This is a genomic window from Agrobacterium sp. 22-210-1, from assembly GCF_053522525.1.
The window spans coordinates 1,476,726-1,503,054 of the sequence record NZ_JBNWCI010000001.1 but is presented as its reverse complement, the minus strand read 5'-3'; the positions used below and the strand labels follow the sequence as shown (position 1 = coordinate 1,503,054).

The following is a 26,329-nucleotide window of genomic DNA, read 5'->3' as shown; positions in this document are numbered from 1 at the left end:
CGTCAAACTGTTATACGGGCAAGAAGGACGATCACGCGATGCAACAGGATCACGGGACGGAAACAGGTCAGGGGATGGAACAGGGCATGGACGCTATCGCGCAGGAAGACTTCAACAAGGTTCAGCCGGTGACCGAGGGCGAGAGCCTCTGGGATAGCCCCGCCCGTTTTGTGAACCGCGAATTCTCCTGGCTCCAGTTCAACCGCCGCGTTCTCGAAGAAACGCTGAATACGGATCATCCGCTTCTGGAGCGGCTGCGTTTCCTCTCCATCTCTGCCGCCAATCTCGATGAATTCTTCATGGTCCGCGTCGCCGGCCTCGAAGGCCAGGTTCGCCAGAAGATCACCGTCCGGACGCCGGATGGCAAGACGCCCGCCGAGCAGCTGGAAGACATTCTGAAGGAAATCGACAATCTGCAGATGGAGCAGCAGGCCTCGCTCGCCGTGCTGCAGCAATATCTCGCCAAGGAAGAAATCTTCGTCGTGCGGCCTGCCGCACTGTCCGATGCCGACCGCACCTGGCTGGGCACCGAATTCGAAGAGCGCATTTTCCCGGTGCTGACGCCGCTGTCCATCGATCCCGCGCACCCGTTCCCCTTCATTCCCAACCTCGGCTTCTCGATGGGCCTGCAGCTCGACAGCGTCAACGGCCGCGAGCCTATGACGGCGCTGCTGCGCCTGCCGCCCGCACTCGACCGCTTCGTGCGCCTGCCGGATGACAAGAACGCCATTCGTTACATCACGCTCGAAGATGTGGTCGGCCTGTTCATCCACCGGCTTTATCCGGGCTACACCGTTCGCGGCTTCGGTACCTTCCGCATCATCCGCGACAGCGATATCGAGGTGGAGGAAGAGGCGGAAGATCTGGTCCGTTTCTTCGAAAGCGCGCTGAAGCGCCGCCGTCGCGGCTCCGTCATCCGCATCGAGACCGACAGCGAAATGCCGCAGTCGCTGCGTCAGTTCGTGGTGCATGAGCTTGGCGTGCCGGACAATCGCGTCGCGGTTCTGCCCGGTCTTCTCGCGCTCAACACCATTTCGGAAATCGTGCGCGCGCCGCGCGACGACCTGAAATTCGAGCCTTACAACGCCCGTTTCCCCGAGCGCGTGCGCGAACATGCCGGCGATTGCCTTGCCGCCATCCGCGAAAAGGACATGGTGGTTCACCACCCCTATGAAAGCTTCGATGTGGTCGTGCAGTTCCTGCTGCAGGCAGCGCGTGATCCTGAAGTCCTCGCCATCAAGCAGACGCTTTACCGTACCTCCAATGACAGCCCGATCGTCCGTGCGCTGATTGATGCGGCCGAAGCCGGCAAGTCCGTCACCGCTCTGGTGGAATTGAAGGCGCGCTTCGATGAAGAAGCCAACATCCGCTGGGCGCGCGACCTGGAACGTGCCGGCGTGCAGGTGGTGTTCGGTTTCATCGAACTGAAGACTCATGCCAAGATGTCAATGGTGGTGCGCCGCGAGGATGGCAAGCTTAGAACCTATTGCCACCTCGGCACCGGCAACTATCACCCCATTACCGCCAAGATTTATACTGACCTTTCCTTCTTCACCTGCAACCCGAAGATCGCCCACGACATGGCGAATATCTTCAATTTCATCACCGGTTACGGTGAGCCGGAAGAGGGTATGAAGCTGGCGATTTCGCCCTATACGCTGCGCTCGCGCATCGTGAAGCACATCAACGAAGAGATCGAGCATGCCAAGCGCGGTGCGCCGGCGGCGATCTGGATGAAGATGAATTCGCTGGTTGATCCTGAGATCATCGATTCGCTTTACCGCGCCAGTGCGGCGGGTGTGGAGGTTGATCTGGTGATACGCGGCATCTGCTGCCTGCGTCCGCAGGTGGCGGGACTGTCGGACAATATCCGCGTGAAATCGATCGTCGGCCGCTTCCTCGAGCACAGCCGGATTTTCTGCTTCGGCAACGGTTTCGGGCTGCCGTCCGACAAGGCGCTGGTCTATATCGGCTCGGCCGACATGATGCCGCGCAACCTTGATCGCCGTGTCGAAACGCTGGTGCCGCTCACCAACCCCACCGTGCACGAGCAGGTTCTTTCACAGATTATGCTGGGCAATCTCATTGACAACCAGCAGAGCTACGAGATACTTGCGGACGGAACGTCGAGGCGCATCGAGGTGCGTAAAGGCGAAGAACCGTTCAACGCGCAGCACTATTTCATGACCAATCCCAGCCTTTCCGGACGTGGTGAAGCCTTGAAATCCAGTGCGCCCAAATTGATTGCCGGGTTGATTTCTTCCCGCAAGAAACAGGCTGAATGACTCGATCAGAAGCACAGGGGCGGCTGACCGGCCTTGCCCCCGTTTCCGTCATAGATATTGGTTCGAACTCCGTTCGTCTCGTCGTATATGAAGGTCTCTCCCGCGCCCCCGCGGTGCTGTTCAACGAAAAGGTCCTCTGCGGCCTTGGCAAAGGACTGGCGCTGACGGGCCGCATGCATGAGGAAGGTGTCAGCCGGGCGCTGATGGCGCTCAGGCGCTTCCACGCGCTTTCCGAACAGGCGCAGGCGCAGGAACTTTACGTGCTGGCGACGGCGGCGGCGCGTGAAGCGGAAAACGGTCCGGATTTCATCCGCGAGGCAGAAGCCATTCTCGGCTGCGAAGTCGAAGTGCTGTCAGGTGAAAAGGAAGCGCTTTATTCCGCTTATGGGGTGATCAGCGGCTTCCATGATCCGGATGGCATTGCCGGCGACCTGGGCGGAGGTTCGCTCGAACTCATCGACATCAAGGGCAAAAGCTGCGGCGAGGGCATTACGCTGCCGCTCGGTGGCCTGAGGCTTTCCGAGCAATCGGATGGTTCGCTCGAAAAAGCAGCGACCATTGCCAGAAAACACGTCAAATCCTTTGCAAAGCTGCTGACGGCGGGTGAGGGGCGCACCTTTTATGCCGTGGGCGGCACCTGGCGAAACATCGCCAAGCTGCATATGGAAATCACCGGTTACCCGCTGCATATGATGCAGGGATATGAATTGCCGCTGGAGGAAATGCTGAATTTTCTGGAGGAGGTCATTCTCTCCAGGGACAGCAAGGATCCGGCCTGGCAGGCAGTTTCCAAGAACCGCCGTTCGCTTCTGCCCTTCGGCGCCATCGCCATGCGTGAGGTTCTGAAGGTGATGAAGCCGGCAAAGATCGCCTTCTCCGCGCAGGGCGTGCGTGAAGGTTATCTCTATTCGCTGCTGACGGAAACGGAGCGTGATCTGGACCCGCTGCTGGTCACGGCCGACGAACTTGCCATTCTGCGTGCCCGTTCGCCCGAACATGCGCGTGAACTGGCGGACTGGAGCGGCCGCACCTTTCCTGTCTTCGGCATCGACGAGACGGAAGAAGAAAGCCGTTACCGCCAGGCAGCCTGCCTTCTCGCCGATATCAGCTGGCGCGCCCATCCGGATTATCGCGGCCTGCAAGCACTCAACATCATCGCCCATTCCTCCTTCGTCGCCATCACCCATCCGGGCCGTGCCTATATTGCGCTCGCCAATTATTATCGCTTCGAGGGACTGAACGACAACGGCACCACCGAGCCGCTGGCGGCCATGGCGGGCGACCGGCTGCTGGAGCTCGGCAAGTTGCTCGGCGGCCTGCTACGCGTCGTTTACCTGTTCTCGGCCTCGATGCCGGGCGTTGTCGACCACCTGAAATTCCGCAAATCCACCAATCCCGATCTCGATCTGGAATTCGTGGTGCCGCACGATTATTGCGATTTTGCCGGCGAGCGTCTGGATGGGCGTTTGCAGCAGCTGGCGAAACTGACGGGCAAGCGGCTGGCGTTTGTGTTCGAGTAACGCAACGGGAGAGTTTTATTTTGCGATAGGCGTTGCCGGCGGGGTCCAACGCTCGCAGAAGGCTTCGATGTCGCTTGACTGAAAATCGGCAAGCCGCGCCATGATCGTCTCGAACGGCCAATCCCACCACGCGATGGCGGCAAGCTGCTCCGCGATGGGTTGCGAAAACCGCTTGCGAATGATTTTCGCGGGAACTCCGCCAACGATGGTGTAGGGCGGCACGTCCTTGGTAACGACCGCTCCGGCTGCCAACACGGCACCGTCTCCAACCTTTACACCCGGCAGCACAATAACGCCGTGCCCAATCCAGACGTCGTTGCCGATGACGGCGCGGTCCTGCTTTCGCCGGTCGAAAAACGCGTCGTCGCGAACGGCATCCGCCGAGTAATATTCCGGGCAGTAGCTGAAACGATGCATGGATGGCCGGTCCATCGGATGGTTGGGAGCGCCTATCCTGACCTCCGCGGCAATGGCGCAGAACTTTCCGATCGTCGCATCACCAACCATGCAACGGGGGCCGAGATACGAGTAGTCCCCCAGCTCGGCATTGTTCAGCGCCATATCCGCCAAAATTTCACAGCATTTGCCTATGCTTGAATCCCTGATGCTCGCTGTCGAATGGACAACGGTTTCGGCGATCTTTGGGCGATTGAATTGCGCGGTCGAATCCATGTCAGTCTCCGGATTTGCGCCTGCCTATCCGGAGATGATGAAGGACTTGTGACGGTAAATCTTAAGAGGACCCGGTTGCGCCGGTTGCTCCTATTAAAGATCAACCCTGTACGCCACTCGTGTCGCGCAACACCCTGCGTTCAGACAGAAAATCACGCAGAAGGCATTTGCCGTCAGTCGTGAGTTTCATCCGCCTTCGCTTGGCTCTTGTTCCAGTAATGGTCGGATATGTTCTGCGCATTCCGGATGATATGGGATGCGACTTCAGGGTCCCCGCCTTCGAATGTTTCCCCGTCGGCTCCGCATAGTCGCAGGAAGAGCTGCTGATGCGCGGTGGCGACAAAATATTCATAGGCGGGAGGCTCGATATCGGAGCCAATGGCCTGAAGTTCTTCGGCGGCCTTCGTGCTGGCCCGCTCAAGCGCCGCGTAAATTGCAGCCATCATCGCTTCTTCTGTTTGTTCAAATATATCCTGGGCTTGCTGTTCGGCGGGTGTCAGGATGGGGCAGCTGTCATTCACGGGGCATTTCTCCTCTTGGTGCGCCTCGTTTCGTTGCCCGATCATATGTCATGGATTGTGTCCGCATTGCGGGAAACGCCGGGATCAATGCATTTTAAAGTGGATTAACCGTGCCCCAACGCCTTCCTGATGCAGGCGCTGAGATAGGCATATTGCAGTGGTGTGATCTTTGCCATCGCTTCGGTGCGGGTGGCAGGCCTGTCTTGATAACCGACTGGAATATCAAACTGGGCGAAGGTGAAATCCCAGCGAATGTCATCGACGATATTGTAGAAATGATCGGCGCCGCTGACGGCGGTTTTGGCGATCTCACCGCCGAAAATATCCTGAACCACCAGGGCGGTAACGCTGCCCTGTCCGCGGGCGGGGTTTTCCCGCGACCACAGGCTGCTGGTCTCGCCCGACCAGCTTTTCCTCAGCGCATAATAAAGTCGTTCGGCATGATCCTGCATGAAGGGGTCTTTCCCGTTTCGGAGCCGGGCTCCGGGTCAGGCATGACTAGAAAAAAGCGGAGCGCCGCGCCTCCCCTGGAGGCTGCAAGGACGCTCCGCCCTGTTGAATATGCGCGGTCGCGCGGGTGGTGCCGGAACCAGTTCCGGCACCGTTTTGCTTACTTGGCGTCGAGCAGATCCTTGACTTCAAGGAGGACGAATTCGTTATCATCAGCCTTGTCCAGCGCGCGGCCGGCCGAGAAGGGCAGGTTGTTGTCGTTGCCGACGATGATGTGCGTGGCGTCAACGCGGTCGACATTCTCGATGGTGACGAAAGGCATGTCGTAATAACCGTTGCCGCCGCCCTGGCGCTTCTTGTTATCAGGATCGGAGATCTTCAGAAGATCGATATAGCCGATCTTGCGCGCGGCCTTGCCGACATTGGTGTCGTTAAATTCGATCTTGTAGATGCGCTTGACCTTGGAAGCCCGGGCGAAGCAGTCGGCGGCCGGAGCCTTGGGGTCGGCGCAGGCCTTGTCGGCGGTGCCGGCACCGTTGTCGCGCTCGATGACAAGAGCGGTCGCGTCATCAAGCATGTTGAAGTCGCCGATCGCCTCGCCGCCTTCCGCCAGCGGATAAAGCCAGGTGCGGCCGGTCCACTCTTTCTTGGCGGTGTCGAGTTCGATGATCCGAAGGCCGGTCGAACCGTCTTCGGTTTTCTCTACCTGTCCGTCAGCGGTGTAGAGCGGGCCTTCCAGCAGGCCGTAGAGCTTCGAACCGTCCTTGGAGAGCGCCATGCCTTCATAACCGCCTGATCGTTTCAGGTTGAAGGCGGGCATTTTCTGCGTCGGGTTGCCGGGCAGGGCCAGAGCCGGGTGATCCGGGGACTTCACCTCGATGTCACCGGCCTTGGTGGCGATGACGTCGGTCAGCTTGCCGTCACGTGTGAATTTCAGGATGTAAGGACCGAATTCCTCGCCCACCCAGAAACCATCGGCAACCGGCTGAATGGATTCGACATCGAAATCGGCGCCCGTCAGGTAACGCTTTGCGGTGCCTTCCAGAACGATCGGGAACGGTGCCTTCATGTCCGGGTCGGAGAGGAAGACGGTTTCAAGCGCGTTGACCTTGCCGGCATCCCAGTCGAACTTCAGATGGTGAAGCATCAGCATGGCGTCGCTGGAATTCAGCTTGGAACCGAAACCATTGTCGGAAAGGCTCCAGAAGCTGCCGTCCGGCATTGCCTTGATGCCGGAAAAGCCCTGCATCGGCTGGCCGTTGAACGGCATGGAAAGGCCGGTCGGGCGAACGCCGTCCTTGCCGGGCACGGTGCCGAGGCCTTCAGCGCGCTTGCGGTCTGCCGTGGTGAACTTGGCGGACGTCTTGAGGTGCTCCGGCGCATCGGCCGGTGCGGCGATGATGGTGTTGGCCGGCAGAATGGCGTGGGAGACCAGCTTTGCCGGAAACTCCTTCTCAGCCGCGTGCGATGCGGTGGCGAGCGCGAGAACCGCGCAGGATGCGAAAAGAATGTGCTTCATGATGGAGACCCCTCGATACCTGTTGAAGACAGGATTGAGGCGATAGGGTCGCCGCATGACAGGCAGGTGATTGTCGTTTGAAGCTTTGATGAATTTTGATGACGGCTGCCGTATCCAAACAGTACGGCGCGGCATTTTCCAGCCAATTGCCCTTATGCGGCAGGGGCCTGATACTGGCTGAGCGTGCATACACCCAGCGTTTGGCCACGGCCCTTGACCGCGTGTTCGCCGAGATATTCGCTGCGCACACCCTTTGGAAGCACCAGCTGATGGGCAAGGTCGGCGGAAATCAGCACCGGGTGGCCGAGCATTTTGCTCAGTGATTCGAGTCGCGAGGTCGTGTTCACCGTATCGCCGAAATAGGTGATCTTGTGATGGTCGACGCCGATTTCTGCGGTAATGACAGGCCCGCCATGGATGGCAAAGCGCAGGCGCGGCACTTCACCGAAGCGGGAAATCCACATGTCGCGTTTTTCTTCGATGGTCGCCAGAATATCGAAGACACAGCGCACGCAGGCCGCCCGCCTGATCGCCATGTGATAGGGCCAGGTGATGATGGCGGCGTCGCCAATATAGTCATCGATGACGCCGCCGTGTTTCCTGACCGGTGCGGCATAGCTCGCGAAGATTTCGCCGAGAAACTCCTGGGCCTTCAGGTCGCCGTTGGTTTCGGCAAAGGAGGTGGAGCCGACAAGATCGATGAAGATGAAGACGCGGTCTTCGCTGACCGGCCGGCGATAGCGCCCGAGAATGAGATCGATGAAGATGTCGCGGCCAAGAAGTTCACGCACCCGCATGATAAAAACGATGATGCCGCAGACGATGAGGGTGAAGACGAGCGTCTGCACTTCGGCATGCACCGCCCGTTTCCAGGTGCCGGGAAATATCCCGCTCAGCCACAGGATGGTGCCGCCAAGCCCGAAACCACAAAAAACGAGAACGGCATAGATGATCAGACCGACGGCGATATAGACCGGTGTCGGCAATGCGCTGACCCGCCGCGACAGGCCGGGCATGATGTAACCGCGCTCAAAAGCGAGAATGGGTGCGCAGGCAAATAGCGCATAGGTCGCGCCGATCAGCGCGCCGCCGCCATATTCCAGAAAGGCGTAGGCCACCCCGGCGCCGGCCACGGCAACGAAGAGCACCACGTAATCCAGAATGGGCAGCAATTTTCTCATGTCGGTTCTTGGGTCTCGGGAAGGGAAGCCTTGGGTCTCGGGAAGGAAGAACTGGCCGCTCCCGTCTGCGAAGCTTCTGTTGCGGTCATATGCGACATTAATGTGGAAAATGCGCTGCAAAAAGTGACCTTTCGGTAAGGTCACATGAAGGATTGGAAAGGTTGTTGCCCTGTTGCCGCAAAACGGGCACCGATGCCGCGTTACGTCTAATATGATGTTCTGTAATAGACCGTTTCAAGCGGGGATTGCGGCCGGTCGTCCGGTGACCGGTTGGACCATTCGACGGGAAAGGCGGCAAAACGCAGCCGGTTGCCGTCGATCCATGCCCGGTCGAACAGGGTATCTCCCTTGCCGGCGAAGTTGGCGGCCGCGCAGGTCCTGCCTTCGACATTAAAGGGGGTGTTCTCCTTCCAGCCGCTCAGGCCGCAGCCGACGCCTTTCGGGTCGCCATTATAGTGCGCAACGACGTCTGCGTCGTTCGGCGTCATGGTGATCGAGGTGACGGTATGGGCAAAGAGCAGGCTGTCGTGCTCTTTCAGACCGCCATCCAGCGTGCCTTCGTAACGCACCTGCACCGTGGGTTGCTGGCAGCCGTTGCGGGCATAGATCTGCGAAACGGCGTGCATGCGGTCGCCGCGTATCGTGATGCGGGTGATGACGCCGTGCCAGTCGCTCTTGCCGATCCTCAGGCAGTCGGTCGTCCATTCGCCCTGAAGGTCGACCTTGCCGTCGTCGGCGCGGGCGGGAAGGGCGGCAGGGATGGGGAGAATACCTGCGGCCGCCAGAAGGGCGACCAGCAGCGGCGTGCGGGCAGGTTTCATGGAAAGACCCTCAAAGCGCAAACATCGGCAAAGAGATGGAACGCGATACGGGCAAAATTGGGGTAGAGCAGTTCCAGTCAAAGCGGAAACTCTCCAGCGGCGGGCGGGTGATTACGGCTCGCTTGCCGCAACCTCAACCGCCTCGACCTTCTTGCCGGCAAAACGCAGGGCCACTTCGCCGTTGATGAGTTTCAGCGCCACATCGCCGAAGAGTTCGCGCCGCCAGCCGCTCAGTGCCCCCACGGTCGCGTTTTCGCCTTCAGCGGCGATCTTGTCCAGATCGTCGCTGTTGGCGATGACCTTGGCGGCAACGCCGTGTTTGTCGGCCGTCAGCTTCAGCAGAACCTTTAAGAGTTCCACGGCAGCACCGGAGCCTTCCGGCGCGTGGCTGTGGCGCGGCGCCTTGGGCATTTCCTCTTTCGGAAGCGCCAGCGCGGCATTTACGGTTTCGACGATGGCGGTGCCGGAAGTGGAGCGTTCCCAGCCTTTGGGGATTGTGCGCAGGCGCGACAGCGCCTCGGCATCCTTCGGCTGCTGCTGGGCGATTTCGAAGATCGCATCGTCTTTCAGGACGCGGGAACGCGGCACGTTGCGGGAACGCGCCTCACGCTCGCGCCAGGCGGCGACGAATTTGAGGATGGCGAGTTCGGTCGGCTTGCGCAGGCGCGATTTCAGCCGCAGCCACGCATCGTCGGGATGCATGTCATAGGTGTCACGCGATTCCAGAATATCCATCTCTTCGGTCAGCCACAGCGAGCGGCCTTCACGCTCCAGCTGCGCCTTCAACGAGAGATAGACGTCGCGCAGATGGGTCACGTCGGCCAGCGCGTAATCCAGCTGCTTTTCGGTCAGCGGGCGGCGGCTCCAGTCGGTGAAGCGCGAGGATTTGTCGATCTGCACGTTCTTGATCTTCTGCACCAGCTGGTCGTAGGAGATCGAATCGCCGAAACCGCAAACCATGGCGGCGACCTGCGTGTCGAAGATCGGGTGCGGGATGAGCCCGCCGAGATGGTAGATGATTTCGATATCCTGCCGCGCGGCGTGGAAAACCTTCACGACAGCAGGATTGGCCATCAGCTCGAAAAGCGGCGTCAGATCGAGACCCTTGGCGAGCGGATCGACCAGCACCTCAAGCGTCGGGCTTGCCATCTGCACGAGGCACAGCTCCGGCCAGAAGGTCGTTTCCCGCAGGAACTCGGTGTCGATGGTGATGAATTCCGATTTCGCCAGTTCCGTGCAGGCTTCGGCGAGGGCGGCAGTCGTTTCAATCATTGCAAATGGCCACTCGTGAAAATTATCCGTCTTACTTTCCCTTTGCCGGGCGCATGTCAATACAAAGCCCGCTTTTGAAGGCTCAAGGATCGTTTTTCTCGGGCGGATTGGGCTCCGTCCCGTCCTTTTTGGGCGGCATGGGGGCGGCGAGCTTCTGAAAATATGCGGATGTGCGCAAAAGCGAACGGAACCGCCAGTTCCTCTCCTCCACTGGAACGCCCTCACGCACCCGCAGCCGGTATATGGTGTAGGCGATGAAAACGATCTGGATCGCCGCCGTATAGCTGAACAGCGCCTTCGGGCCGAACTGGTCGATCAGGACGGAGGCGAGCAGCGGCCCGACGGTGGCCCCCACCGACCAGAAGAACAAAAGCCCGGCCGAAACCATCGCATGTTCGCCTTCCTTGGCATGGTCGTTGCCGTGGGCGGAACTGAGCGAATAAAGCGGCAGGGCGAATGCGCCGAACACGAAGACGCCGATGATGTTGCTCCATTCATCCGTGCCGGCGAAGAAGGCAAGAAACAGGCCGACGACGACAGAGCCGGCGGTGGTGGCGAGAATGATGATGCGCCGGTCATAGCGATCGGAATAGACGCCGAGCGGATATTGCAGCACCACGCCGCCGATGATGCCGGCGCTCATGAAGGTGGCGATCGCCGTTACCGAAAGGCCGATCTGTTCGGCATAGATGGGGCCGATATTGCGAAACGCCGCCATGCTGAGACCGACGGCGACGCAGCCGACCACGGCAAGTGGTGAAATGCGCCAGACGGCGAACAGATTGAAGGGGATCTGTTTCGGCGGTGCGGGGTTGGATTTGTCGGCAAGCGAGATCGGCACCAGCGAAAGCGTCAGTGCCATGGCGATCAGCGAAAACACCACAGGTCCGTCGATGCCGGCGACGGGAATGACATATTGGGCGAGCGTGACGGAGCCGAGATCGACGAAACGATAGATGGAGAGCGTCCGCGCCCGGTTGGAATTCGTCACCTGTGCATTGATCCAGCTTTCGATGGCCGCAAAAAGACAGGCGACCGCAATGCCGATGATGAAGCGCATCGCCAGCCAGAACAGCGGATGCAGGACAAGCGGCATGGCGATCGACGCGGCCGACGCCACCGCCGCCATGGTGGCGAAAGTGCGGATATGACCTATCTTGCGCAGCAGGCGCGTCACCGAAATGCAGCCGAGTGCGAAGCCGAGACTATAGGCGGCGCTGATGAGGCCGATGGTACTGGCCGAAAACCCTTCGGACAGGCCGCGCAGCGCGATATAGGTTCCCTGCAGGCCGTTGCCGCCGATCAGAATGCCGGCGGTGACGAGAAGCGGGATAAGGGGTCTGATCTGGCTCATTGCGGGCCGACTCGGTTTGGCGGGCTGAATAAGCACTATCTAAAGCCAAGGCGGGGGAAAGGACAGTCTGGAGGCGACAATCTTGCGCTTTGCCTTGACAAATCAGGCTGGTCATGCGTTTTTCCGGCCAATTTCGACAGTGCGGCCCATATGGCGCACGACACGTTCCAGGATATAAAAATGCATCGTTACCGCAGCCACACCTGTGCCGCTCTCCGCAAGTCCGACGTCGGCGAAACCGTTCGCCTTTCCGGTTGGGTTCACCGCGTGCGAGATCATGGCGGCGTTCTCTTCATCGACCTTCGCGACCATTACGGCATCACCCAGGTGGTGGCCGATCCTGATAGCCCGGCCTTCAAGGTTGCCGAGACGGTGCGCGGCGAATGGGTCATCCGCATCGACGGCCTCGTCAAGGCGCGCTCAGAGGACACCATCAACAAGGGCATGGCGACCGGCGAGATCGAGCTTTATGCGCAGGAGATCGAGGTTCTTGGTGTTGCCAAGGAACTGCCGCTGCCGGTGTTCGGTGAGCCGGAATATCCCGAAGACGTACGCCTGAAATATCGCTTCCTCGACCTTCGCCGCGAGACGCTGCACAAGAACATCGTCAAGCGCACGCAGATCATCTCTTCCATGCGCAAGGGCATGGGTGAACTGGGCTTTGCCGAATATACCACGCCGATCCTCACCGCATCCTCGCCGGAAGGTGCGCGCGACTTCCTCGTTCCCTCGCGCATCCATGAAGGCCAGTTCTTCGCGCTGCCGCAGGCGCCGCAGCAGTACAAGCAGCTTTTGATGGTGGCCGGTTTCGACCGCTACTTCCAGATCGCTCCCTGCTTCCGCGATGAAGACCCGCGTGCCGACCGCCTGCCGGGTGAATTCTACCAGCTCGACGTCGAAATGAGCTTCGTGACCCAGGAAGATGTCTGGACCACGATGGAGCCGATGATGACGGCCGTGTTCGAACAGTTTGCCGAAGGCAAGCCGGTGACGAAACAGTGGCCGCGCATTCCCTACGACGAATCGATCCGCAAATACGGCTCCGACAAGCCGGACCTGCGCAACCCGATCGTCATGGAAGCCGTAACCGAACATTTCGACGGTTCGGGTTTCAAGGTCTTCGCCAACATGATCGCTTCCAACCCCAAGGTTCAGGTCTGGGCGATCCCTGCCAAGACCGGCGGCTCGCGCGCTTTTTGCGACCGCATGAACGTGTGGGCGCAGAGCCAGGGCCAGCCTGGCCTCGGTTATATCTTCTGGAAGGAAGAAGACGGCAAGGTCGGCGGCTCCGGCCCGCTCGCCAAGAACATCGGCGAGGAACGCACCGAGGCACTGCGCACGCAGCTCGGCCTTGAAGCGGGCGATGCCTGCTTCTTCGTCGCCGGCGATCCCGCCAAGTTCTACAAGTTCGCAGGTGAAGCACGCACCCGCGCTGCCGACGAGCTGAACCTGATCGACCGCGACCGTTTTGAAATGTGCTGGATCGTCGATTTCCCCTTCTTCGAATACAACGACGAAGAAAAGAAGATCGACTTCGCCCATAACCCCTTCTCCATGCCGCAGGGTGGCATGGAAGCGCTGGAAGGGCAGGATCCGCTTTCCATCAAGGCGTTCCAGTATGACGCGGTCTGCAACGGCTTTGAAATCGCCTCCGGCTCGATCCGTAACCAGTCGCCTGATTTGATGGTCAAGGCCTTCGAAAAGGTCGGCCTGTCGCAGAGCGATGTGGAAGAGCGCTTCGGCGGTCTCTACCGCGCCTTCCAGTACGGCGCGCCTCCGCATGGCGGTTGCGCTTTCGGCATCGACCGTGTGGTCATGTTGCTGGTCGGCGCCAAGAACCTGCGCGAAATCACGCTGTTCCCGATGAACCAGCAAGCGCAGGATCTCTTGATGAATGCCCCGTCGCCGGCAACGCCGACGCAGCTTCGCGAACTGGCGCTGCGCGTTATTCCGTCCAAAAAGGACTGATCTGGTTTATTCAGGTTCAAACAAAGGGCTGGCGGCAACGCCGGCCCTTTTTGTTTTTGCAACGAACGCGGCAAAGTCACAATTTTACCGCGAGTTAAACCGAATTCCGCGCACAATCAGCCGAAATCCGCTTCCAGTATAGGCCCCGCGTTCACCTAGGGGACGCAAGACTATTTGGGGTTTTAAACTTGGGACAGCGCCGGCCGAACTTCGCGTTCGGTTTCGGCGCGATCATATTTATAAGGATTTCAGAATGGTACATGAAACGGAAAAAGATATCGCGCCGGCGGGTGGATATGCACATTCGGCCCCGCCACGCGGCAATTTCGCCGTCAGCCTGCGCTCGCCGGGCGCCAAGTTCCTGATGATCGGCTTCATATCCATGGTTCTGCTCGTGCCGCTCCTGCTTGTCTGGGGGTTGACGGAAGAGCGCGCCTCGCGGGCGGAAGATGTGTCGGGCCGGATTGCCAATGGCTGGGGCGGTGATCAGGTGGTGAACGGACCCTATCTTGCCGTGCCTTTCGACGTGGACCGCCGCCGCGAGGTGAATGGCCAGAGCATCGTCGACCGCACGACCGAATGGGTGCTGGTCATGCCGGAAACGCTTGATGTTGCGGCCGATCTGAAGACCGAGGAAAAGCAGCTGTCGATCTATAGCCTGCCGGTCTATAACGGCAACGTCATGCTGAAAGGCCGCTTCGGTTCCGGCATCCTGCAGGATCTTGCGCGCTTTTCCGGCACGCCGCGACTGGAGAACGCCATTCTCGTCCTCAGCATACAGGATATTACCGGCATCCGCTCCAGCGCCGGCGTCAAAATCGACGGCGGCCCGGTTCTGCCTTTTGATCCCGGCATGCGGGATATTTCGGCACTGACCAACCGCGCCGGTCCGGAAATCGCCATCAGGTCCGATGCCGGAGTGCACAGGGTGATTGAAAGAAACCTCATCGAAACCGGCTTCGCCTTCGATATCGCCTTTTCCCTGAATGGTTCAGGCAGTTTCGCCGTGGCGCCGGCCGGCCAGACCACGAGCTTTGCGGCAAACGCCGATTGGCCGCATCCGGGCTTCGAAGGCCTGTTCCTGCCCGAGCAGAAGACCGTCACCGCTACGGATTTCAAGGCGAACTGGACCATTCCTTATCTTGCCAGGGGCATAGATCGGGTGGTGGAGGGCACGCGTCTGCCGCTGTCGGGCAGCCTGATGACGATCAACCTCGTTGAACCCGTGAAATTCTACCAGATCATCGCCCGGACGCTGAAATATTCGATCGGTTTCATCTCGCTGGTCTTCCTTGCCGTCTTCATCGTAGAACTCAGGGGCGGCACTGTCGTGCACTGGATACAATATGTGCTGACGGGGTTGGCGCTGATTATTTTCTACGTGTTGCTGCTGGCACTCTCAGAGCATACCGGCTTCACGGTTGCCTATATCACGGCATCAACATCAACGGCGGCACTGATCGCATCGTATCTCGGAAGCGCAACCAATAGTCGCAGGAACGGTGTGGCATTGTTTACTGCATTGGCGGTCGCCTACGGCGTCATGTATCTGGTTTTGAACGAAGACGAGTATGCGTTGCTGGCAGGTGCTGTGATTTCCTTCATTGCCATAGCCGCAACCATGTACGCCACCCGCCGGGTCGATTGGTCGGGGGCAGGGGCATTGCAGATTCGCAACTCCGCAAACGAGGCGGCATAGTCCAGCCTACTCCAGCCAGATTGGTCTCGAATCGTCGTAACTCCCTGTTTTTACTTGTCCGAATTGGTGTCAGATGAGAAAAGCGGGGAGCGAATACTGGGGCGGGATGACAACGCTTTCCCGCCTGTTGTCTACTCTGTTTTTGCTAGAGGCATCTTAATCGTGGAGCGTCTTTTGCTTGCGGGCATCCGCTGTGTATTCTGTTTAACCTGTGGGTTGTCATAAAAACTTAATCAAACTGACAAATCCGGTAGAGAACTTCTTAAGCCTTGTCGATCATTCATCGCCCCACGAAGTTTCACAAACGAGGGTTGAATGTTTTCGCTGGTCTCGACGTTCAAAATTGCGCATCGCGTGTCCATGCTGGCGCTGGCTGCGCTGTGCGGTATCGCCGTCATCGCCGGCATGCTGCTGTGGCAAAGGCAGATGGAGGAGCGTTATCGCGTCGCTGAAGACACGCTGATCCAGAGGGACGGGGTGTTGACGACGCTGGTGGACGCTCTGCATGAAAGCCGCCTGCACCAGAGGGACTTCCTGCTTTCCAGGGACATGAATTCCGTGGCGCAGTTCGACCAGACGATGGGCAGGGTTGCGCAGTCCGTCAATTCCCTCGAAGGCAGCGCGACATCGCAGACCCGCGTGAAACTTGATGCGCTGGCGCAGGGTGTTGCTGCCTATGGTGAACGCATGAAAGCGCTGGTTTCCAAAAATCAGGAGCTGGGTCTCACCCCCGCAGACGGACTTGAAGGCGCGATGCGTAATGGTGTGCATTCCATTGAAAAACACATCGACACCGTTGCCAATGCCGAAATCCGCGCCAGCATGTTGATGATGCGCAGGCACGAAAAGGATTTCATCCTGCGGCGCGACGAAACCTATGCGACGAAACATGCCGCCGAGGTGGAAACCTTCAAGGCGCTGGTAAAGCTGGAATACCGGCCGGGCGCGGAGCGCCAGCGCATCATGGACGCACTGGAAATCTACACCGCCTCATTCCGCTTTTATGCGCAGGCGGTGCTGGAGGAGCAAAAAGCGCGCGAAACGGTCGCTTCCGCCTACAATGCGTTGCTGCCCGTTGTCGCCGATATTTCCTCGGCCTATCGGCAGGAGCGGCAGGCAAGCGCGCTGGAAAACAAAAATGCGGCGGAAACCACGGTTTCGATCGTCGTCGCCCTCATTGCCCTGACCGTCGTGATCCTTTTTGCCGGGGTCTATTTCATTGGCCGTTCGATAACCCGCCCCGCGACCTTGATCACCGGCGCGATGCGTCGCCTTGCCGAAGGTGAAACCGAATTCGCCGTTCCCGGCCTGCGCCGCAAGGATGAATTTGGCGCCATGGCGCAGGCGCTGGAAATTTTCCGGCAGGCCGCCATCGCCAAGATTGAACTGGAGAACCAGACTTTTGCGGCCCGGCAACAGGCGGAAGATCAAAAGGCCCGCTTCCAGCGAGAGGCGGAGGCCGAGGCACAGGCGCGGCTGATGCAGGCGACCAGCGGTCTGGCGGCAGCGCTACACCGCCTCGCCGCCGGTGATCTCTCCTTCGAGTTGAACGAGCCTTTCGCCCCGGATTTCGAGACTTTGCGCCACGATCTCAACCGCACCATCCGCCAGCTGGATGCCGCCATGTCCGGCGTCGTGCAGTCGAGCGTTGCGATTGACGGCGGCAGCCAGGAAATCAGCCAGAGCGCTGCCGATCTTGCCCGCCGCACCGAGCAGCAGGCCGCCTCGCTGGAAGAGACCGCCGCCGCTCTCGATGAATTGACCGCGAATATCCGCATTTCGGCGGAACGCGCGGTGGAAGCCCGCACGGTCGCCCATTCGGCCGATGAGGATGCCACCCGCACGGCCGATCTTGTCGTCGATACCATCATGGCCATGGAAAAGATCGAGCAATCATCCGGCAAGATCGGCAGCATTATCAGCGTCATCGATGAGATCGCCTTCCAGACCAATCTTCTCGCGCTCAACGCTGGCGTGGAGGCCGCGCGTGCAGGCGAGGCGGGGCGCGGTTTCGCCGTCGTCGCGCAGGAGGTGCGCGAACTGGCGCAGCGCTCTGCAAAAGCGGCGGCCGAGATCAAGGTGCTCATCCGCAACTCCAGCACCGAGGTGAAGGACGGTGCGCGTTTCGTGCGGGAAACAGGTGCTGCCCTGTCGCGCATCGGCGGCTCGGTCAAGACGATCAACGGCCATATCGAAGCCATCGCCGTCGCGACAAAGGAGCAGTCGCTCGGGCTTTCCGAGATCAATACCGCCGTCAACCACCTGGATCAGGGCACACAGCAGAATGCTGCCATGGTCGAGGAAAACAATGCCGCCAGCGCCATGCTGGCGAGCGAGACGGCCCGTCTCAAGGATCTGGTCTGTCAGTTCCGGCTGAGTGATATGCATATAGAGGAGCGTGGCTTGCGCGAAGCGGCCTGATACCTCATTTCGCTGCATCGAAAAGCGGGCGCGCAACTTGCCGCCCGCTTTTTTGCTGTTTATAGGTGGGGCACTCACCACGGACCCGGTGAAATCCCGGGTGGCTCTTCTGGCCGCCGATCCGCCAGACAACGCAAAGCACCGACATTCCTTTTCAATCTACCGGACATGGCTCCGGCCGGTGCGTCATTCTTTGCGAAAAAATCAGATGAACAGATTTCAGACTTACAGACGTGAGTGGTTTTCCAATATTCGCGGCGATGTGCTTTCCGGCATCGTTGTCGCGCTCGCCCTCATTCCCGAAGCCATCGGCTTTTCCGTCATTGCCGGCGTCGATCCGAAAGTGGGGCTGTTTGCCTCCTTCGCCATCGCCTGCGTTTCCGCCTTCACCGGCGGCCGACCGGGCATGATTTCGGCGGCAACCGCTGCCACTGCCGTGCTTATGGTCACGCTCGTCAAGGAGCACGGCCTGCAATATCTCTTTGCCGCCACCATCCTCATGGGCGTGCTGCAGATCGCGGCGGGTTTTGCGAGGCTTGGCCGGGTGATGCGCTTCGTCTCGCGCTCTGTCATGACCGGTTTCGTCAACGCGCTGGCGATCCTGATCTTCATGGCGCAATTGCCCGAACTGATCGGCGTGCCGGTTGAAACCTATGTCATGATCGCGGCTGGCCTTGCGATCATCTATCTCTTCCCGCTGGTCACGAAGATCATCCCGTCACCGCTGGTCGCCATCGTTGTCCTGACCTGCGTTGCGGTGTTTTCCGGCATGGACATCCGCACGGTCGGCGATCTCGGCGAGTTGCCGTCAACATTGCCGATTTTTGCATTGCCGCAGGTGCCTTTTACCTTCGAGACGTTGCAGATCATCTTTCCCTATTCCGTGGCGCTCGCCGCCGTCGGCCTGCTGGAATCGCTGCTGACGGCTCAGATCGTCGACGACATGACGGATACGGGCAGCAACAAGAGCCAGGAATGCATCGGGCAGGGCACGAGCAATATCGCCTCTGCCCTCATCGGCGGCATGGGCGGCTGCGCCATGATTGGCCAGTCCGTCATCAATGTCAGCTCCGGCGGTCGCGGCCGCTTGTCCACCTTCATCGCGGGTGCGTTCCTGCTGTTCCTCATTCTGGTGCTGGACGATCTCGTGCGCATCATTCCCATGGCGGCTCTGGTGGCAGTCATGATCATGGTGTCCATCGGCACCTTCTCATGGCGTTCGATCCTTGATCTCCGCCGCAACCCGCCATCTTCAAGCATCGTCATGCTGGTAACCGTCGGCACGGTGCTCGCCACCCATGACCTTGCAAAGGGCGTGCTGGCGGGCGTGCTTCTTTCCGGTGTGTTTTTTGCAGGCAAGGTGTCTAAGCTCTTCCATGTCAGGCCGGAGCTTTCAGCCGATGGCCGGGAGCGGATCTACCGCGTCGACGGCCAGATTTTCTTCGCTTCGACGGAGAGCTTCATCGCCGCCTTTGATTTTGCCGAAGAGGTGGAGGCGGTGACGATTGATGTGACGGAGGCGCATCTGTGGGATATTTCGGCGGTCGGCGCGCTGGATAAGGTCGTCCTGAAATTCCGTAAAGTCGGCAAGCGGGTCGAAGTGATCGGTGTCAACGAGGCGAGCGCCCACATGATCGACCGTTTCGCCCTGCACGACAAGCAGGGTGCGGCGGCAGCCCCGCTGCATTGAGTACAAATAAAAAGCCCCGGCAAAACCGGGGCTTTTTTGTTTATTCGTTTGCCGTCACCGTCACGCCGAGCATTTTCGGCAGGGTGTTCGGCGCGCCCATCGCAGCGCCCATGATCATGGGGAACGGAACCGGCTTTTCCGGTTCTGCGGTGATGGCGAAGTTCTTCGGATTGTCGATATAGGCGTTGATCGCCACCGACACCATGTTCTGCAATTCCGGAACGTTGAGCGAGGCCATCATGATGGGGGCCATGCCCTTGATGGTCTGGGCAAGCTGGTCGCTCGTCATGCCCTGCTGGCTTGCCGCGTAATCGATGGCGCGCTTGGTGATGCTGGCGTCTTCAAAGCTGATTTCGGCGTTGATGAAGGAAAGCTGCTGCATCAGGCCGAGCATGGCAAGGCTTGCCGCCTGGTCCGCCTGTTCCTTGTTCGGATTGGCGGCCTGAGCCTTTACCGTCTCCTGCATCGACTTGATGAAGGCGAGCGTGTAGCCGGAGAAGCCGAACGACATGTTGAGGCGGCCGACATTGTCGAGGTCGATGGCATATTCCTCGACATCGACGGTGCCGGAGGCGACTTCCCAGCTGCCGCTCATGGTCATGTCGCCGGAAAGGGCCTTGAGTTCGAGCTTCTCGATTGCGTCCTTCGTGGCCGGGTCGGTGACTTCGCTGAGATCGGCCTTGAAGCCGGATGCATCGAGTTCGAAACCGATCGAGGCCTTGTCATCGCTGACGGACATTGTCGCGGTGCTTTCTTCAAGCGAGAAAGCCGGCTTGCCGTCGATGGAAACCGAAACCGGACCGCTATGCGCTTCGTCGTAGAACATCAGTGCATCCACGGTGCCCGTGGTCGCGTCAGCGGGAATGACGAGGCCCGACATGTAGATGTCGCTTGCCTTGATCTCCACGTTTTCTTGGCTGTAGTTGATATTGTCGAAACGGGCGTTCTTGATCGTATAACCGCCCTTGTTTTCCTCGACGCCTTCAAGCGTGATGTTGCCAACCGGTATTTTCTTGGCCGGATCGGCAGCTGCGTTGAAGGTCACGCTGTTCAGAGTTACCGTCGAGCCGTTGACGGCAACCGAGCCGGCGGCGATCTCGCCGCCCTGCGCGGCATAGGCTGCATTGATCTTCTTCAGCACATCACCGCCATCCAGCGCAAAAGCCGGTGCCGAAAGCGTAAGAAGCGCGGCACTGGCGAAAAGAACCTGCCGGGTGGATTTCAGTCTCATGATGTTTCTTCCCTCAACGTACGGATGTGCACCGTGTCAGAATGCTAATGGTGATACTTATATTCACGATTATTCAAAGGTCTATAGGATTTAGATCGATTCGCATGACGGCGGCATTGCGGCATTTAGATCGCGGTTAACAAAAAACCTCGTGAGAGAGGTGCTTTCATCCACAGGGCAGACCCCCGAATTTCTTGCCGGGAATCGGCATTTCCGCTAGTCAAGCACCATGGGAAAAAATCTTGTACCTCCGTCTGGCGGAGACGATAACATTCATCCGGTCGATTTGAAGGCGGCGCTTGAAGAGCGCTACCTCGCTTACGCCTTGTCCACGATCATGCATCGTGCGCTGCCGGATGTGCGTGATGGCCTCAAGCCGGTGCATCGCCGTATCATTCACGCCATGAGCGAAATGGGCATCCGTCCCAATTCGGCCTTCAAGAAATGCGCCCGTATCGTCGGTGACGTTATCGGTAAGTTCCACCCGCATGGCGACCAGTCGGTTTATGATGCGCTGGTGCGTCTCGCGCAGGATTTCTCACAACGTTATCCGATCGTCGACGGGCAGGGCAATTTCGGCAACATCGATGGCGACGGTGCTGCTGCCTATCGTTACACCGAAGCGCGCATGACTGACGTGGCGGCGCTGCTGCTGGAAGGCATCGGCGAAGACGCCGTGGATTTCCGCGCCACCTATAACGAGGAAGACGAGGAACCGGTGGTCCTGCCGGGCGCTTTCCCGAATCTTCTGGCAAATGGCGCCTCCGGCATTGCCGTCGGTATGGCGACATCGATCCCGCCGCACAATGCCCACGAACTTTGCGATGCGGCGCTATATCTCATCAAGCATCCCGATGCGACGGTCGAGAAGCTGGTGGAGTTCATTCCCGGCCCCGACCTGCCGACCGGTGGCATCATCATCGAAAGCCGCGAGAATATTCTCGAGGCCTACAAGACGGGGCGTGGCGGTTTCCGCGTGCGCGCCAAGTGGGAAACGGAAGATCTCGGCCGTGGCGGTTACCAGATCGTCATCACCGAAATTCCCTTCCAGGTGCAGAAATCGCGGCTTATCGAAAAGATCGCCGAGCTGCTGCTCGCCCGCAAGCTGCCGCTCCTGGAAGATGTTCGCGACGAATCCGCTGAAGATGTGCGCATTGTGCTGGTGCCGAAGAACCGCACCGTCGATGCGACGCTCCTGATGGAATCGCTGTTTCGCCTGTCCGACCTCGAAAGCCGCCTGCCGCTCAACATGAACGTGCTGTCGCTGGGCAAGGTGCCGAAGGTCATGGCGCTGAATGAGGTGCTGAGCGAGTGGCTGGCGCACCGCAAGGACGTTCTCGTCCGCCGCTCCCGCCACCGTCTTGCCGCCATCGACCGCAGGCTTGAGATTCTGGGCGGCCTGTTGGTCGCCTATCTCAATCTGGATGAGGTTATCCGCATCATCCGCGAGGAGGACGAGCCGAAACAGGTGATGATGGCCAAATGGTCGCTCACCGACAATCAGGCCGAAGCCATCCTCAACATGCGGCTGCGCAATCTGCGCAAGCTCGAGGAATTCGAAATCCGCAAGGAGTTCGATGAACTCAGCAGCGAGAAGGCCGAAATCGAAGGTCTGCTCGCCTCTGACGACAAGCAGTGGCAGACCGTCGCCTGGGAAATCGGCGAGGTCAAAAAGAAATATGCCAAGGCAACCGAGATCGGTCGTCGCCGCACGCAGTTCGCGGATGCGCCGGATGCCGATATCGAGGCCATCCAGCAGGCGATGATCGAAAAGGAACCGGTCACCATCGTCATCTCGCAGAAGGGCTGGATCAGGGCGTTGAAGGGCCACATGTCCGATACGTCGACCCTGACCTTCAAGGAAGGTGACGGCCCGAAGCTTGCCTTCCCGGCGCAGACGACCGACAAGCTGCTGCTTTTGACCACCGGCGGCAAGGCCTATACGCTCGGCGCCGACAAGCTGCCCGGCGGGCGCGGCCATGGCGAACCGATCCGTATCATGGTCGACATGGAGAACGATCAGGACATCCTGACCGCCTTCGTGCACGACCCGTCGCGCAAGCTGCTGCTCGTCTCCACGGCCGGCAACGGTTTCATCGTGGCGGAAAGTGAAATGGTCGCGAATACCCGCAAGGGCAAGCAGATCATGAATGTCTCGATGCCTGATGAAGCCAAGCTCGCGGTGCCGGTGACGGGCGATCATGTCGCCGTCGTCGGCGAAAACCGCAAGCTCCTGGCCTTCCCGCTGTCGCAGGTGCCGGAAATGTCACGTGGCAAGGGCGTGCGCCTGCAACGCTACAAGGATGGCGGCGTCATTGACGTGAAATGTTTCGCCGTTGCCGAGGGTCTGAGCTGGTCCGACACGGCCGGGCGTCTCTTTAATAAGGTGGGTGACGAACTCCGCGAATGGCTGGCCGACCGGGCAACGGCGGGCCGCACCGTGCCAAAGGGTTTTCCGCGTAGCGGGAAGTTTGGTGGGTAATATTTTAGTGGCGTCCCGGAAGTTTACTCGGGACGTCTTTCATGTGTTTTTGCTATCCGAATTGAATAGGACGTGGCGCCCCCGTTATTCTTCGCCAGGCTCATAAACCTCCCAGCCGCGGGGCGTCAGATGCTCCTGCGGGTGGTAGCGGGTTTTATAGCCCATCTTTTCCGAACCATCGACCCAGTAGCCGAGATAGACATGCGGCAGGCCAAGTGCGCGGGTGCGGGTGATGTGATCGATGATCATGAAAGTGCCGAGCGAGCGTTTTTCAAGATCGGGGTTGAAGAAGGAATAGACCATCGACAGCCCGTCGCTCATCACGTCGCTGAGCGCCACGGCCAGCAACTCGCCGCGTTTGCTGGAATCAATGCCTGAGCCCGGCTCGCGCACGCGGTATTCGATGATGCGGGTGTTCACATGTGTGTCTTCGACCATGATCGCATAGTCCAGCGCCGACATGTCGGACATGCCGCCAGACTGGTGGCGGTGGTCGAGATAACGGCGGAACAGGGAGAACTGCTCGGTGGAAGGCTCGGCGGCGTGAACGGTGGCGACGACATCCTTGTTGATGGACAATACGCGCCGCATCGATTTCGTCGGCTGGAACTGCTCGGTCAGGATGCGCACGGAAACGCAGGCGCGGCAGTTTTCGCAGGCGGGGCGATAGGCGATGTTTTGCGAACGCCTGAAACCGCCCTGGGTCAGAAGGTCGTTCATTTCCGAGGCGCGCGGGCCAACCAGATGCGTAAAGACCTTCCGCTCCATCTGGTTCGGCAGATAGGGGCAAGTGGCCGGCGCCGTAAGATAGAATTGGGGGGAGGGCGTCGCCTGCGTGTTCATCGAACCGTGATCGCCTCCTGCGTCTGTTATGAAAGCGCGCCGCGATTTCACGGGGTTGGCGGCGGCGCTTCAAGCGACATGCATAATGTCACAGAATGGCAAAATGACGGAAAACGTCAACTGCGGGATGAGGTATTTACCGCCTTTGAAAGCCACGTTTTCGTGGCTTTCTTCGATATCAGCGTGTTCTGACCATGACGGTGCCGAGCAGGAAGTCGTGAACGAGGCGCGAGCGCTCGGTAAACAGGCCTGCCAGAAGAATCAAAGGTGTCAAAACCGAGTTGATGACCCAGAAAAGCACGATGTGCACGGTCGCCAACAGGAAATCGATTCGCCGTCCGTCCATGCGCGCCATCGCGATGCCCATCGCCCGCATGCCGGGTGTGGCCTGCGAGGGGCCGCCGAGTGATACGCCGAAATAAAGCACCGCGACGATGACGAACAGCGCCGGGAAGAGAAACCAGCCAAGGCCGAATGTAATCACGCCGAGGAAGAAGACAATCACGGCGGCCGGAATGCAAAGCAGCAGAACGATCGCGTAATCGATCAGGAACGCGAAGACGCGCCGGCTCAGGACGCCGCTATAGGCGCGCCAGTCGTCCGGTGCGGCATAGGTGGGGTTCTGGTCGAGGCTCATCGGTCGTTTTCTCCTGAGAAGGTCTGACAACTCGGCATATGTGCCGTGTCAGCAGACAATATGGGAAGAAAACGACCGAATACAATAAGTGCTGGCTTCAGCCCTTTGCCAGTTTGCGTGCGGCCTCGATGGCGAAATAGGTCAGAACACCATCGCAACCGGCACGCTTGAAACAGAGAAGCGTTTCCATCATCACCCGCTCGCCGTCGATCCAGCCATTCATCGCGGCAGCCTTGATCTGGGTATATTCGCCGGACACCTGATAGGCGAAGGTCGGCAGGCCGAAATTCTCCTTCAGCCGCCAGCAGATGTCGAGATAGGGCAGGCCGGGTTTGACCATCAGCATATCGGCGCCTTCCTCCACGTCGAGTGCTGCGTCGCGGATCGCCTCCATGCCGTTGGCAGGGCTGATATAATAGCTGTTCTTGTCGCCTTTCAGCAGACCGGCCGTCGAAATGGCTTCACGGTAGGGGCCGTAATAGCCGGAAGCGAATTTCGTCGCATAAGCCATGATGCCGACATTCTGGTGCCCAGCGGCATCAAGGCCGCGACGGATGGCGCCGATGCGGCCATCCATCATCTCTGAAGGGGAGATAATGTCGGAACCGGCTTCGGCCTGCAGGATTGCCGCCCTGACGACCTGTTCCACAGTCTCGTCATTGACGATCTCGTCGCCGCGCAGAATGCCGTCATGTCCGTGGCTGGTGAAGGGATCGAGCGCGACATCGGTGATCATGCCGATATTTGGAACGGCTTTCTTGACGGCGATGGTCGCCTGATTGATGAGATTATTCGCCTCGAGCGCGTTCGAGCCGGTCTCATCGCGCAGGTCCATCTCGATATTCGGGAAGGTCGCGATCGCCGGGATGCCGAGATCTGCGGCTTCCTTCGCCGCTTCCACCAGCCGGTCGATACTCATCCGGTTGACGCCGGGCATCGCCGGAATGGGATCGAGGATATTGCTGCCGGGCACGATGAAGACCGGCCAGATGAGATCGTCGACGGTCAGGCGGTTCTCCTGCACCAGACGGCGCGTCCAATCCGCCTTGCGATTGCGCCGCATGCGGCGATGGCCGGTTATCTCGTCGACCAGATGCGTTTTGTCCTGCATGTCAGAATGTCCTTCGGTCAAATTTGGAAAGCTGCATAACATGAAGCATGCGGCGTGCGAATGCGACAATGTTGCCCTGGCTTCCCCTCCTGTCTGCCTTGCCCGGCAACGATGCTTTGACAAGGCAGGCCACCGGATTCAATATGGGCTGGTCGCCCGCCCGTCGAGACCGTATCTTCCGGCCATGGAACCTGATTCTCAACCTCTGCCGAAGCGTCCGCTTACGGAAATCCTCTTTCTGGTCTTCATGAGGCTGGTCGCGGTCTCCTGTTTCTGGTTCGGCCTGCAATATTGGGCAATGCTCACGGGGTATTCGCTGGGCGGGCAGGGCCGGTTCGACATGCTGAACCTGCCCTGGCGTGTGGCGGGCAGCGCGCTGGCGGTCATTTTCCCGGTTGCGGCACTTGGCCTCTGGCTCGGGGCCTCCTGGGGGGCGGTCATGTGGGTCATGGGGGCGGGCGCGCAGATCGCCATGTATAAGGTGTGGCCCCACATCTTCGGCGCCAACACGCTGGTACCCGTCATGCACGGTCTCGTGGCAACCATTTATATACTATTTCTGGTCGCTTTCTGGCTGGATCACCGCCAGAATGAAGAACGCGCAAGAATTGATTTACCATAAGAATAAAGCAATACGGCCTGTTTTGACGCC

Annotated in this window: 20 protein-coding genes and 1 other annotated feature; of the genes, 8 read left to right on the top strand and 12 right to left on the bottom strand. The window is 59.4% G+C overall.

Going from position 1 to position 26,329, the window contains the following annotated elements; genetic code table 11:
• The first annotated feature begins 86 nt into the window (after positions 1-86).
• Positions 87-2,285, top strand: a complete 2,199-nt coding sequence (locus ACQZ5F_RS07520) for an RNA degradosome polyphosphate kinase (protein ID WP_046798971.1) — start codon at positions 87-89, stop codon at positions 2,283-2,285.
• Entirely contained in the window at positions 2,282-3,805 is a 1,524-nt protein-coding gene (gene ppx / locus ACQZ5F_RS07515) for an exopolyphosphatase (RefSeq protein WP_046798850.1), read from the top strand. The genes ACQZ5F_RS07520 and ppx overlap by 4 nt, the downstream gene beginning before the upstream one ends.
• 15 nt (positions 3,806-3,820) lie before the next feature.
• On the opposite strand, the gene ACQZ5F_RS07510 is transcribed toward ppx, so the two are convergent.
• From ACQZ5F_RS07510 to ACQZ5F_RS07475, 8 genes are all read right to left on the bottom strand, one after another.
• Positions 3,821-4,477: a DapH/DapD/GlmU-related protein gene (locus ACQZ5F_RS07510; RefSeq protein WP_225339954.1), complete on the bottom strand. Its 657-nt coding sequence runs from the start codon at positions 4,475-4,477 to the stop codon at positions 3,821-3,823.
• Positions 4,478-4,650: 173 nt separating this feature from the next.
• A complete protein-coding gene (locus tag ACQZ5F_RS07505; RefSeq protein WP_225339953.1) occupies positions 4,651-4,998 on the bottom strand; it encodes a hypothetical protein in 348 nt (115 codons plus the stop codon).
• Positions 4,999-5,102: 104 nt separating this feature from the next.
• A complete protein-coding gene (locus ACQZ5F_RS07500) occupies positions 5,103-5,450 on the bottom strand; it encodes a YunG family protein (protein ID WP_046798852.1) in 348 nt (115 codons plus the stop codon).
• Between the two features lie 158 nt (positions 5,451-5,608).
• Entirely contained in the window at positions 5,609-6,967 is a 1,359-nt protein-coding gene (locus ACQZ5F_RS07495) for an esterase-like activity of phytase family protein (protein ID WP_225245269.1), read from the bottom strand.
• Between the two features lie 152 nt (positions 6,968-7,119).
• Positions 7,120-8,148 (bottom strand): adenylate/guanylate cyclase domain-containing protein, encoded by a 1,029-nt coding sequence (locus ACQZ5F_RS07490; protein WP_052820378.1) that lies wholly within the window; start codon positions 8,146-8,148, stop codon positions 7,120-7,122.
• Positions 8,149-8,354: 206 nt separating this feature from the next.
• Entirely contained in the window at positions 8,355-8,969 is a 615-nt protein-coding gene (locus tag ACQZ5F_RS07485) for a hypothetical protein (RefSeq protein ID WP_046798855.1), read from the bottom strand.
• 111 nt (positions 8,970-9,080) lie between these two features.
• Positions 9,081-10,241 carry a ribonuclease D gene (gene rnd, locus ACQZ5F_RS07480; protein WP_052818588.1) on the bottom strand — a complete coding sequence of 387 codons (1,161 nt, stop codon included), beginning with the start codon at positions 10,239-10,241 and terminating at the stop codon, positions 9,081-9,083.
• An 82-nt stretch (positions 10,242-10,323) separates the two neighbouring features.
• Positions 10,324-11,595 (bottom strand): MFS transporter, encoded by a 1,272-nt coding sequence (locus ACQZ5F_RS07475; RefSeq protein WP_046798857.1) that lies wholly within the window; start codon positions 11,593-11,595, stop codon positions 10,324-10,326.
• A 180-nt stretch (positions 11,596-11,775) separates the two neighbouring features.
• Between ACQZ5F_RS07475 and aspS the strand changes: the two genes are divergently transcribed.
• From aspS to ACQZ5F_RS07455, 4 genes are all read left to right on the top strand, one after another.
• Positions 11,776-13,563: an aspartate--tRNA ligase gene (aspS, locus tag ACQZ5F_RS07470; protein WP_225339952.1), complete on the top strand. Its 1,788-nt coding sequence runs from the start codon at positions 11,776-11,778 to the stop codon at positions 13,561-13,563.
• A gap of 253 nt (positions 13,564-13,816) precedes the next feature.
• A complete protein-coding gene (creD, locus tag ACQZ5F_RS07465) occupies positions 13,817-15,262 on the top strand; it encodes a cell envelope integrity protein CreD (protein WP_225339951.1) in 1,446 nt (481 codons plus the stop codon).
• Between the two features lie 315 nt (positions 15,263-15,577).
• Complete coding sequence (locus tag ACQZ5F_RS07460; RefSeq protein ID WP_052818586.1) at positions 15,578-17,683, top strand: methyl-accepting chemotaxis protein; 2,106 nt, start codon at positions 15,578-15,580, stop codon at positions 17,681-17,683.
• Between the two features lie 78 nt (positions 17,684-17,761).
• Positions 17,762-17,817, top strand: a sequence feature (sul1 is cis-regulatory element that is thought to sense ions involved in sulfur or methionine metabolism; They are found in Alphaproteobacteria).
• Positions 17,818-17,891: 74 nt separating this feature from the next.
• A complete protein-coding gene (locus ACQZ5F_RS07455; RefSeq protein WP_052818614.1) occupies positions 17,892-19,373 on the top strand; it encodes a SulP family inorganic anion transporter in 1,482 nt (493 codons plus the stop codon).
• A gap of 40 nt (positions 19,374-19,413) precedes the next feature.
• Here the strand turns inward: ACQZ5F_RS07455 and ACQZ5F_RS07450 are convergent, their stop codons facing one another.
• Complete coding sequence (locus ACQZ5F_RS07450; RefSeq protein ID WP_137084016.1) at positions 19,414-20,604, bottom strand: hypothetical protein; 1,191 nt, start codon at positions 20,602-20,604, stop codon at positions 19,414-19,416.
• 229 nt (positions 20,605-20,833) lie between these two features.
• On the opposite strand from ACQZ5F_RS07450, the gene parC reads away from it, so the two are divergent.
• Positions 20,834-23,086 (top strand): DNA topoisomerase IV subunit A, encoded by a 2,253-nt coding sequence (gene parC, locus ACQZ5F_RS07445; RefSeq protein WP_225339949.1) that lies wholly within the window; start codon positions 20,834-20,836, stop codon positions 23,084-23,086.
• Between the two features lie 84 nt (positions 23,087-23,170).
• Here the strand turns inward: parC and ACQZ5F_RS07440 are convergent, their stop codons facing one another.
• From ACQZ5F_RS07440 to hemB, 3 genes are all read right to left on the bottom strand, one after another.
• Complete coding sequence (locus tag ACQZ5F_RS07440) at positions 23,171-23,929, bottom strand: arginyltransferase (protein WP_046798863.1); 759 nt, start codon at positions 23,927-23,929, stop codon at positions 23,171-23,173.
• 178 nt (positions 23,930-24,107) lie between these two features.
• Positions 24,108-24,566: an RDD family protein gene (locus ACQZ5F_RS07435; RefSeq protein WP_174008197.1), complete on the bottom strand. Its 459-nt coding sequence runs from the start codon at positions 24,564-24,566 to the stop codon at positions 24,108-24,110.
• Positions 24,567-24,663: 97 nt separating this feature from the next.
• Positions 24,664-25,677 carry a porphobilinogen synthase gene (gene hemB / locus ACQZ5F_RS07430; RefSeq protein WP_225339948.1) on the bottom strand — a complete coding sequence of 338 codons (1,014 nt, stop codon included), beginning with the start codon at positions 25,675-25,677 and terminating at the stop codon, positions 24,664-24,666.
• Positions 25,678-25,861: 184 nt separating this feature from the next.
• Here hemB and ACQZ5F_RS07425 point away from each other — a divergent pair, with 184 nt between their 5' ends.
• On the top strand, positions 25,862-26,299 hold the full coding sequence (locus tag ACQZ5F_RS07425; RefSeq protein ID WP_046798867.1) for a DUF6163 family protein: 438 nt from the start codon (positions 25,862-25,864) through the stop codon (positions 26,297-26,299).
• Positions 26,300-26,329: the final 30 nt, after the last annotated feature.